This is a genomic window from Bacillota bacterium, from assembly GCA_023511835.1.
Classification (GTDB): Bacteria; Bacillota; Sulfobacillia; order JAIMAT01; family JAIMAT01; genus JAIMAT01.
The window spans coordinates 1-9,821 of the sequence record JAIMAT010000073.1; the positions used below are offsets into that span (position 1 = coordinate 1).

Below are 9,821 nucleotides of genomic sequence, written 5' to 3' on the forward strand. Positions count from 1 at the left end.
CGCTCGCCCAGTTCAAGCGCGACAGCCGGGCGCGTCTCCGCCATCCCGAGGCGGCGGCCCTCCTCCGGCGCCTCCGCCGCCTGCCCGACTTCCGGCGGCTGTGGCGGGCTGTGGAGGTGGCGCCCGATGGCGCGCCGACACTGGCGGTGACGCTCGAGCGCCCCGGGGGCGTGACGCATCTGCGCGTCCTCCGGCTTCGCGTGCTGGACCACCCGGACGTCTGGTTCAACGTCTTCCTGCCCGCCGGCTCATCCGGAATCCTGCGCGATGGAGCGGAGCCGTGGCGCGAAACGCGTTTTTGATCACTGGTTGCGTCGAAGCGGTCCCGCCGACCTCCTAGCATCCGGAGGTGAGGGGGGACTCCTCTGAAGCTCCTGGCTCTGCTGCCGCCTTCCGGAGGGACGGCCGCCCAGGCCGTCATGCTGGCGGCCCTCTTCCGCGAGCACGATCTGGTCGTGGCGACGACGCGCGAGGAAGCCGAGCGCGAGATCGGCGACGCGGAAGTCCTCGTCTCCACCGCCTTCCATCCGCTCACCGCCGACCTGCTCCAGCGGGCGCAGCGGCTCCGCCTCATCCAGGTGGCCGGCGCCGGCGTGGACCACGTGGACCTGGAGGCCGCCCGGGCGCGCGGCGTGACCGTGGCGGCCGTGGCCGGCGCCAACGCGGTCAGCGTCGCCGAGCACGTCGTCCTGGCGGCGCTGGCGCTCCTGCGCGGTCTCGTCCGCAGCGACCGGGCGCTCCACTCGGGCGAGTGGCCGCTGGCCGAGTGGATGGCCGGTGCCCACGACCTGGCCGGCCGGACCGTCGGCATCGTGGGCATGGGCCGCATCGGCCGCGAGGTGGCGGCGCGGCTCCTCCCCTTCGGCGTCGGCCTCCTCTACGACGACGTGCGCCGGTTGCCGCCGGAGGAGGAGGCGGCGCTCGGCCTGGCCTACGCCGACCTGGACGCGCTCCTGGCCGCCAGCGACCTGGTGACGCTCCACCTGCCGCTCACGCCCCAGACGCGCGGCCTCCTGGACGCAGGGCGGATCGGGCGGATGAAGCGGGGCGCCTTGCTGGTCAATACAGCCCGGGCGGAGCTGGTGGACGAGGCCGCCCTGGCGGAGGCGCTGCGCGACGGCCGGCTGGCGGGGGCGGCGGTAGACGTCTTCCACCCCGAGCCGCCGCCTGCCGACCACCCGCTGCGCGGCCTGCCCAACGTGCTCCTCACCCCGCACGGCGCCGGCGTGACGGTGGAGGCGCAGGAGCGGATCGCCCAGGCGGCCGTCCAGAACATCCTCCGCTGGCTCGACGGGCGTCCGCTGGCCGACGTGGTGCTGGAGGGCGGGGCGCGATGAGGGTGCGCGAAGCCTTCCACCTCTGGCTCCGGCAGCGCGGCGTGGAGCGCCTCTTCGGCAACCCGGGCTCCACCGAGGTGCCCATGCTGGTGGGGCTGCCCGCCCGCCTCCGCTTCACCCTCGGTCTCCAGGAGGCGGCCGTGGTGGCCATTTCCGACGGCTACGCGCAGGCGACGGGACGGCCGGCGCTGGTGGAGCTCCACGCCGCGCCGGGGCTGGGCAACGCCGTGGGGGCGCTCTTCACCGCGCGCAAGAACCGGACGCCGCTGGTGGTGGCCGTCGGCCAGCAGGACAGCCGCCACCTCCACCTGGAGCCGCTCCTGGCCGCCGACATGGCCGAGCTGGCGCGCGGCGCCGTCAAGGGCGTGCTGGAGCCGGCCCGCCCGGAAGACGTGGCGCCGGCCTTCGAGCGCGCCTGGCGGCTGGCCGGCTCGCCGCCGGCCGGCCCGGTACTGGTGGTGGTGCCGGCCGACTTCTGGGACGGGCCTGCGGAGGAGGGAGCGGCCGCCGCCGGCGAGGTGGAGGCGCCCGGGCCTCCGCCGGAGCGGGCCCTGGCGGCGCTGGCGGCGCGCCTCCGGGAGGCCGGGCGCCCGGCCCTGGTGGCGGGCGCCGGGCTGGAGAGGGCGGCGGCGGCCGGACTGGCGGTGGAGCTGGCGGAGCGGCTGCGGGCGGAGGTCTGGAGCGACCCGCTGGGGCCGCGCCAGGCCTTTCCCCGGGGGCATCCCCTCTACCGCGGCGACCTGGCGCCGGCGGCGCCGCGCATCGCGCAGGCGCTGGCGGGCCACGACGTGGTGGTGGTGCTGGGGGCGCCGGCCTTCCTCCTCTACCCCTACCAGCCGGGGCCGCTGCTGCCGCCGGGCAGCGAGCTCTGGCTCGTCACCGACGACCCGGAGGAAGCCTCGCGGGCACCGGCGGAGCGGGTACTCCTGGGCGGCCTGCACGCCTCCCTGGAGGCGCTTCTGGCAAGGTTGAGCGGCGGCGACGGGGGCGGGCGCCCGTCGGAGGGCGGCGGCGCCGCGCTGGCGGAGCGGGCGCGGCAGCGGGCCGAGGCGGCGCGGAGCCGGGCGCGGATGGGGGTGCCCTTCGTCCTGGAGGCGGTGCGGAGCTGGCTCGAGGCGGAGGCAGGCGGCGGCGCCGGCTGGCTGGTGGTCGACGAGGCGGTCTCCGCCAGCCCGCTGGTCCGTCGCTGGCTGGCGCTGGAGCCGGGGGGCTACTGGACGGCGGCCAGCGGCGGCCTGGGCTGGGGTGTGGGGGCGGCGGTGGGCGCCGCTCTGGCCCGCCCCGGCCGGCGGGTGGTGGCGGTGACGGGCGAAGGCGCCTTTCTCTACGCCCCGCAGGCGCTCTGGACCGCGGCCCGGGAGGGCGTGGCGCTGCCGGTGGTCGTCCTCGACAACGGCGGCTACGCCATCCTGAAAAGCTACGCCGCCGCCGCCTACCCCGGCCGCGAGGCGGAGACGCCCGGCCTGGAGCTGGGCGGCCTCGACCCCGTCCGCCTGGCGGAGGGGCTGGGCGGCGTCGGCGTGCGCGTGGAGGCGCCGGGCGAGCTGGCCCCGGCGCTGGCCGAGGCGGCGCGGGCGGAAGGCCCCTTCGTGGTCCACGTGGCCGTTGACCGGGCCGTGCCGCGGCTTTTCGACTGAACACCCGGGCGGCGCCCGTCGCCCGGGCCGGGGGATGCGGAGAGGAGGAGGGAGCGAGATGCCGACCTTCCGCGACGCCGAGCAGGCCAGGGCGATCCTGGGCGCGGTGGCCGAGCGCGCCCGCTTCGGCGAGGCGGCTCGCGGGCTGCGCGAGGCGGAGCTGGTCGTCGCCTTCGTCTACCACGATCCCGAGCTGACCGTCCTGATGGACGGGCGGACGCCCGCCCCGGACGGCGCCTACATGCGCGTCGCCTTCGACACGCTGGAGCCCGCACCGGACGTGGTCTTCGAGTCCTCGGGCGAGGTGGGCAACCGCTTCTGGCAGGGCCGGCTGGACGTGCCCATGGCCCTGGCCCGCGGCCAGGTGAAGGCCCGCGGACCGATCAACCGTGCGCTCAAACTGCTGCCCATCCTTCCGGGCCTCTACGAGACCTACCGGGAGGTCGTCCGGGAGATGGGTGCCGGGGAGCTGCTCGAGCCATGAGCCGGGTCCGCGCCGCCGTTCTGGAGGAGGCCGGCCGGCGCCTGCAGGTCGAGGAGCTGGAGCTGGAGCCGCCCGGGCCGGGCGAGGTCATGGTCCGCCTGGCCGCCGCCGGCGTCTGCCACAGCGACCTGCACGTCATCGAGGGCGACCTGCCCGTCCCCCTCCCCGCCGTCCTGGGCCACGAGGGCGCCGGCGTGGTGGAGGCGGTGGGCGAGGGCGTCACCCGCGTGCGACCGGGCGACCACGTGGTCCTCTCCTGGATCCCCGGTTGCGGCCGCTGCTACTACTGCCGGATCGGCCGACCCGAGCTCTGCGACGAGGCGGCCCGGCTGCAGGTGGCGGGGACGCTCCCGGGCGGCGCGCTCCGCCTGCGCAGGCCGGGTGGGGCGCCCGTGCATCACTTCTTGGAAGTCTCCTGCTTCGCCGAGGCGACGGTGGTCCCCGAGCGCGGGGTGATCCCCGTCCGGCCCGACGTCCCCCTGGACCGCGCGGCGCTGGTCGGCTGCGCCGTCACCACGGGCTGGGGCGCCGTCGTCCACACCGCCGGGGTGCGGCCCGGCTCCAGCGTGGCCGTGGTGGGCACGGGCGGCGTCGGCCTCAACGTCGTCCAGGCGGCCGCGCTCTCCGGCGCCTGGCCGGTGATCGCCGTCGACCGGGTGCCGGCCAAGCTGGAGCTGGCGCGCCAGTTCGGCGCCACGCACACGGTGGACGCCTCGCGCACCTCGGACGTCATCGGCGCCGTCGTCGACCTGACCGAGGGCCGCGGCGCCGACTACGCCTTCGAGGTGGTGGGCCGGCCGGAGACCATCGCCTCCGCCTACGGCATGGCGAGGAAAGGCGGCACCGTGGTGGTGGTGGGCGTGGCCGCGCCGCATCTGGAGGTCGGCATCAACGCCTTCTCGCTCCCCTCCCAGTCGAAGGTGCTGACCGGCAGCTGGTACGGGCGCTCCGTCCCCGAGGTGGACATCCCGCACATCCTGGATCTCTACATGGCCGGCCGGCTGAAGCTGGACGAGCTGATCTCCCGCCGCTACCGGCTGGAGGAGGCCAACGAGGCCTTCGACGCCCTGCGCGCGGGCGAGGTGGCGCGGGGCGTGCTGCTCCTCGGCGGGTGAGCCGCCTGCGGCGAGGGGACCGCGCGGAGGAAGGAAGGAGGCATGCAGGCGTGGAGGGCGACGGGCGCACCGGGGGCGACCTGCTGCGCGAGCGCCTCCTCTTCGTGGACGGCCGCTGGCGGGAGCCCGCCTCGGGCCGGTACCGGGAGGACGTGGACCCGGCGACGGGCGAACCCTTCGCGCTGGCGGCCGAGTCGGCTCCCGAGGACGTGGAGCGGGCCGTCGGGGCCGCGCGGCGCGCCATGGAGGAGCGGCGCTGGCTGACCGTGGACCCGCTGGAACGGGCCCGCGTCCTGCGGCGCATCGCCGACGGCATCCGGGCCCGCGCCGGCGACCTGGCCGCGCTGATGGTTCGGGAGAACGGGATGCCGGTCAACTTCGCCCGGTGGATCGAGATCCCCATGGCGGCCGACGTCTTCGACTACTTCGCCGGGCTGGTGGCCACCGTCCACGGGGAGACGCCGCCCTTCTCGCTTCCCGGGCCGCAGGGCGACTACCTGGTGCTGACGCTGAAGGAGCCGGTGGGGGTGGCCGGGCTGATCACGCCCTGGAACTTCCCCCTCTTGATGCCGGCCTGGAAGGTGGCGCCGGCACTGGCCGCGGGCTGCGCGGCGGTGCTCAAGCCGGCGCCGGAGACGCCGCTCACCGCGCTGGCCCTGGCCGCCATCGCCGAGGCGGCCGGCCTTCCCGAGGGCGTGCTCAACGTCCTGCCGGGCGGCGACGAGGCGGGCGCGGCGCTGGTGGCCCACCCGGAGGTGCCGCGCATCGCCTTCACGGGCGAGACCGCCACGGGAGTCCGGATCCTGGCCGGCGCCGCACCCCATATCAAGCGGGTGACGCTGGAGCTGGGCGGGAAGTCGCCCAACATCGTCTTCGCCGACATGGCCGAGGACGACCGGCTCCTGGCGCAGGCGGTGGAGGGGGCGCTCTTCGGCCTCTACCTCAACTCGGGCCAGGTCTGCCAGGCGGGCTCGCGCATCCTGGTGGAGCGGCCGGCCTACGAGCGCTTCGTGGAAGCGCTGGCCGCGCGCGTCCGCTCCCTCCGCCTGGGCCCCGGCCGGGAGCCCTCCACGGACGTGGGTCCGCTGATCAGCCGGGCCCAGATGGAGCGGGTGCTGGGCTACGTGGAGGAGGGGCTGGCGGCGGGCGCCCGGCTGCTGGCGGGCGGCGGGCGGGCCGAGGAGCTGGGCCCGGGCTACTTCGTCCGGCCCACGCTCTTCGCGGACGTCCGGCCGGAGATGCGCATCGCCCGGGAGGAGATCTTCGGGCCGGTGGCGGCAGTGCTTCCTTTCGAGGACGAGGCGGAGGCGGTCCGCCTGGCCAACGCCGGCCCCTACGGCCTGGCGGCCGGCGTCTGGACGCGGGACGTGAAGCGGGCGCTGCGCATGGCGCGGAGCGTCCAGGCGGGCACCGTCTGGCTCAACACCTACCAGCTGCTGACGCCCACGGCGCCCTTCGGCGGCTACAAGAAGAGCGGCTTCGGGCGGGAGCTGGGCCGCGGTGCGCTCGAGGCCTACCTGGAGACCAAGACGGTCATCGCCGACCTGAACGAGGAGCCCTTCGGCTACTTCTGAGCGGGTGCGGGGCTCCTCCCGGGGCCGCGGGGGGCCGCACCGCCCCCGCCCGCCTCCGCGGCTCGGGGGCGGCCGCCTGCGGTATGCTGCAGGCGAAATCCCGTTTCACGACCGCGGGCCGGGGTGGGCGCTGCCGGCCCGCGGCGGGCGGCGCCCGCCGCGGCCGGCGGGGGGAGGGGGGGTGGGGCGGGGGGGCGGGGGCGGGGGGGGGGGGCTGGGGCCCCCCGGGGGGGGGCGCGGGGGGGCCCCCCACCGGCCTGGGCCCCGGGGTATCGGCCCCCGGGGCCTGGTCATACTATTCGGGGCGCCGCTGCAGACCGGCGCGGCCTGTCTGACCGCGCTCCAACCGGGCGGGGGACGCGCAGGTCTGCGCGGCAGACGCTGTCGGGGCGGTGCGGCGAGGTGGGCAGGAGGGGCAGGCTGAGGGTCGGGCACCGGACCAAGGAGCTGGTCAGGCGGCTCCGCCCGGGGGAGTTTGCGGTCGTCGACCACCCCGACATGGACCTGGCCTCGGCCCACGCCCTGGCGGAGCGGCGGGTGGGGGCAGTCTTCAACCTGTCCCCCTCCTTCTCGGGGCGGTTGCCTGCGCCGGGGCCGACATGGCTGATCGACAGGGGCATCCCCGTGGTCGACGGCCTGGGGAGCGCGGCCCCCCTGCGCGAGGGGCTGGAAGTGGAGCTCCGCGGGGGCGTGGTGTACCACCGGGGTCGGCCCCTGGCCTGCGGCCGGAGACTTACCCGCTCTGAAGCGGCCCGGGAGCTGCAGCGGGCCCGCCGGGCGCTGCGCCGCCAGTGGGGGGTGTTCCTGGACAACACGCTCACCCGGGCCCTGGCCGAAAAGGATGCCTTCCTCCGCCCGCTCAGCCTCCCCCCGGTCGCCACCAGGTTCAGGGGCCGCCATGCTCTGGTGGTGGTCAGAGGAGGATCTTACCGCGAGGACCTCAGGGCGGTCCTGCCGTATGTCCGCGGCGTCCGCCCCGCCCTGGTGGGGGTGGACGGGGGGGCCGACGCGCTGATGGCCCTGGGGCTGGTGCCGGACGTGGTGGTGGGCGACATGGACAGCGTGAGCGACGACGCACTCAGGGCCGCCCGGGAGGTCGTGGTCCACGCCTACGCCGACGGCCATGCGCCGGGGCTGGCCCGGGTGGAGGCCCTCGGGCTCCGCCCCCTGGTGCTACGCGCCCCCGGCACCAGCGAGGACGCGGCCATGCTGCTGGCCTACGAAAAGGGCGCCGAGCTCATCGTGGCGGTGGGGGCCCACTGCGGGCTGGAGGACTTCCTGGAGAGGGGCCGGCCGGGGATGGCCAGTACGCTGCTGGTGCGCATGCTGCTGGGGTCCCGCCTGGTGGACGCCCGGGGGGCCTCCCAGCTCTACCGGGCCCGGGTGGGGGTCTCGGGCCTGGTGGCGCTTCTGGCTGCCGGCATGCTGCCCCTGGCCGCACTGCTGGCCGGCTCCCCCGGGCTGAGGCTGCTGGTCAGGCTGGCGGTGGCGCACCTCAGGGCCGTCCTGGGCGGGTAGGGTCCGGCGCTGTCGGGGGTGATGGGGTGCCCCTGGACGGTAGGGTGTTGCTGGCGGTCGTGGCGGCGCTGTTCCTGGCCCTGGGAGCCGGCATCGCGGCGGGTAGCCTGTTGCCGGGGGACGAGGCGGTCTCCCGGCGGCAGGAAGCCCTGGTGCGCCGCCTCGAGGAAGACCTGGCCGGGCTTCTCGACCGGGTTCAGAGCCTGGAGCGGGTCCTGGCGCGTGCCCACCAGGAGGCCCAAGCCGACGCCCCGCTCGCCCAGGCAGCCGTCAAGGCCCTGGCGGCAGGGCGGCTGGCGGGCCTGAGCGTGGCGCTGCTGCAGGTGGGGGACGGGCCGGATGCCCGTCCCCTCCTGGAGACCCTTGAGGCGGCGGGGGCAGAGGCCTGCATCTGGGCCACGCTGGACCAGCGCTGGTTCCAGGGGCGCGCGGCGGCCGCAGCCCCCCCTGTGCCGGGCAGCGGCGCGGCGAGGGAGGGCGGCGGGAGGCTGTGGCCGGAGGGCGGCCCGGCGGAAGCGGCCCGGGCCCTGGCGCGGGCCCTGGCCGGGGCGGAGGGCGGGGCGGAGATTCTCTCCGGCCTGGAGCGGAGGGGCCTGGTGCGGCTTGCGGCGCGGCCGGCCCTCCCCGTCCAGGCGGTGGTCCTGCTCCTGGGCCGCGCCGAACCCGACGCCCCGGCCCTTTTCCTTCGGCCGTTCCTGCGGGAGGCCCGGGCCCAGGGCTTGGCGGTCGTGGCCGCCGAGGCGTGCTGGACCCCGGCCTCGCTCCTGCCGGCCTGCTTGGCTGAGGGGGTTCCCACGGTGGCCCACGTGGACTTGGCCTCGGGGCGGCTCTGCCTGGTGGCGGCGGTAGGCGAGGGGAGGGGGCAGTATGGGTTGGTGGCGCCATCCCGGCCGCTCCCGGCCTGGGCCCGGGAGCCGGTTTCCGGGGGAGGCGGCGGCCGGTAGCCTGGATTTCCGGGCGGCAGGGTTGCAGCGCGGGCGCGGTCCTGTCGGGGGGGCCGGGCCGCCGTACGCGGGCGGCGTTGTCGGGGCGGCACGGCTGCGGGACGAGGGGAACTCCGTCGCCGCCGCGCCGTGGGATGCCGGTGCGAGGGGCAGCCCACCGCCAGGTGCCGCCCTACCGCTGGCTGACCCGGTGCCGCCCGACGGCGCAACCCCAGGCGCCGCCCCGGTGGCGGCCCCCGGCGGGGTCTGGGTGCTGATCCCCGCCAGGAACGAGGCCGACAGGGTGGCGGCGACCGTGCGTGCTGCCCGGGCCGTACCGGGGGTGGACGGGGTGGTGGTGGTGGACGACGGCTCCCGAGACGGCACGGCTGAGGAGGCTGGGGCGGCTGGGGCCCGCGTGCTGAGGCTTCTCCGTCCCCGGGGCAAGGGAGGGGCGCTGGAGGCGGGCCTGGAGCTGCTGGAGGGGCACGCTCCCCGAGCCGTGCTCCTGCTCGACGCCGACCTGGGGGCCGGCGCGGGGCGGGCTGGCGCCCTGCTGGAGCACCTCGGGCCTCAAGGCGCCGACATGGCCGTCGGCGCCCTGCCCAGCCGGCCCGGGAAGGGTGGGCTGGGCCTGGTGAGGCGTCTGGCGGCTTGGGGCATCCGGCTGCTGGCAGGGTGGCGCCTCGCTGCGCCGCTCTCGGGCCAGAGGGCCATAAGGTGGCCGGCCCTGGCCCGGCTGCGCCCGCTGGAGCCGGGCTTCGGGGTCGAGGTGGGGCTGGCCCTGGCTGCGGCCCGCCACGGGCTCAGGGTGGTGGAGGTGGAGCTGGACCTGGAGCACCGCTCTACGGGGCGGGACCTGGCTGGCTTTCTCCACCGGGGACGGCAGGGCTGGGCGGTGCTCCGGGCTCTGGCCAGGGCGGGGGTGGGCCTCCGGAGGCGGAATCCGTGAGCCGGCCGCTGGCCCTCTTCGCGGCAGCGGCCCTGGCCTTCGCCTTCACCCGCCTCCTGCTGGCGCCGCTGCTTCAGCTCTTCTCCGGAGGCGGGCTGGTGCGAGCCTCGTGCCGTGGCGGCACGGTGCCCACCGCCCTGGGGGTCCTCTGGCCCCTGGCGCTGGCGGTTTCCGGGGGCTGGTTGCTGGCTGTCGGGGTTCTGCCCGCGGCCCGGCTGGCTGCCGGGCTCGCAGCGTGCGGCGGCTTGGGGGTCTTGGGCCTTCTGGACGACGTGTTGGGG

The 9,821-nt window shown here is 76.8% G+C and carries 10 protein-coding genes; all 10 read left to right on the plus strand.

The window, feature by feature from the left end; all coding sequences use genetic code 11:
* On the plus strand, nucleotides 1-302 hold a 302-nt coding region (locus K6U79_09405; GenBank protein MCL6522569.1), incomplete at its 5' end, for a hypothetical protein.
* Nucleotides 303-419: 117 nt separating this feature from the next.
* Entirely contained in the window at nucleotides 420-1,337 is a 918-nt protein-coding gene (locus tag K6U79_09410) for a formate dehydrogenase (GenBank protein MCL6522570.1), read from the plus strand.
* Nucleotides 1,334-2,974 carry a benzoylformate decarboxylase gene (locus K6U79_09415; GenBank protein ID MCL6522571.1) on the plus strand — a complete coding sequence of 547 codons (1,641 nt, stop codon included), beginning with the start codon at nucleotides 1,334-1,336 and terminating at the stop codon, nucleotides 2,972-2,974. The genes K6U79_09410 and K6U79_09415 overlap by 4 nt, the downstream gene beginning before the upstream one ends.
* A 58-nt stretch (nucleotides 2,975-3,032) precedes the next feature.
* On the plus strand, nucleotides 3,033-3,458 hold the full coding sequence (locus K6U79_09420) for a hypothetical protein (protein MCL6522572.1): 426 nt from the start codon (nucleotides 3,033-3,035) through the stop codon (nucleotides 3,456-3,458).
* Nucleotides 3,455-4,573 (plus strand): Zn-dependent alcohol dehydrogenase, encoded by a 1,119-nt coding sequence (locus K6U79_09425; GenBank protein MCL6522573.1) that lies wholly within the window; start codon nucleotides 3,455-3,457, stop codon nucleotides 4,571-4,573. The genes K6U79_09420 and K6U79_09425 overlap by 4 nt, the downstream gene beginning before the upstream one ends.
* Nucleotides 4,574-4,656: 83 nt before the next feature.
* Complete coding sequence (locus K6U79_09430; GenBank protein MCL6522574.1) at nucleotides 4,657-6,147, plus strand: aldehyde dehydrogenase family protein; 1,491 nt, start codon at nucleotides 4,657-4,659, stop codon at nucleotides 6,145-6,147.
* 402 nt (nucleotides 6,148-6,549) lie between these two features.
* The gene (locus K6U79_09435; GenBank protein MCL6522575.1) at nucleotides 6,550-7,665 is read left to right on the plus strand and encodes a hypothetical protein; all 1,116 of its coding nucleotides are present in this window, start codon (nucleotides 6,550-6,552) and stop codon (nucleotides 7,663-7,665) included.
* A gap of 26 nt (nucleotides 7,666-7,691) precedes the next feature.
* Nucleotides 7,692-8,609 carry a copper transporter gene (locus K6U79_09440; protein MCL6522576.1) on the plus strand — a complete coding sequence of 306 codons (918 nt, stop codon included), beginning with the start codon at nucleotides 7,692-7,694 and terminating at the stop codon, nucleotides 8,607-8,609.
* Nucleotides 8,533-9,540, plus strand: coding sequence for a glycosyltransferase (locus tag K6U79_09445; GenBank protein MCL6522577.1), 1,008 nt, complete (start codon nucleotides 8,533-8,535; stop codon nucleotides 9,538-9,540). Before K6U79_09440 ends, K6U79_09445 begins: the two co-directional genes overlap by 77 nt.
* On the plus strand, nucleotides 9,537-9,821 hold a 285-nt coding region (locus K6U79_09450; protein MCL6522578.1), incomplete at its 3' end, for a hypothetical protein. The genes K6U79_09445 and K6U79_09450, both read left to right, overlap by 4 nt.

What these genes read in the sequence shown, in the direction of transcription:
- K6U79_09410 (MCL6522570.1), top strand. Translation starts at nt 420, where the DNA reads ATGCTGGCGGCCCTCTTCCGCGAGCACGATCTGGTCGTGGCGACGACG.
- K6U79_09415 (MCL6522571.1), top strand. Translation starts at nt 1,334, where the DNA reads ATGAGGGTGCGCGAAGCCTTCCACCTCTGGCTCCGGCAGCGCGGCGTG.
- K6U79_09420 (MCL6522572.1), top strand. Translation starts at nt 3,033, where the DNA reads ATGCCGACCTTCCGCGACGCCGAGCAGGCCAGGGCGATCCTGGGCGCG.
- K6U79_09425 (MCL6522573.1), top strand. Translation starts at nt 3,455, where the DNA reads ATGAGCCGGGTCCGCGCCGCCGTTCTGGAGGAGGCCGGCCGGCGCCTG.
- K6U79_09445 (MCL6522577.1), top strand. Translation starts at nt 8,533, where the DNA reads ATGGGTTGGTGGCGCCATCCCGGCCGCTCCCGGCCTGGGCCCGGGAGC.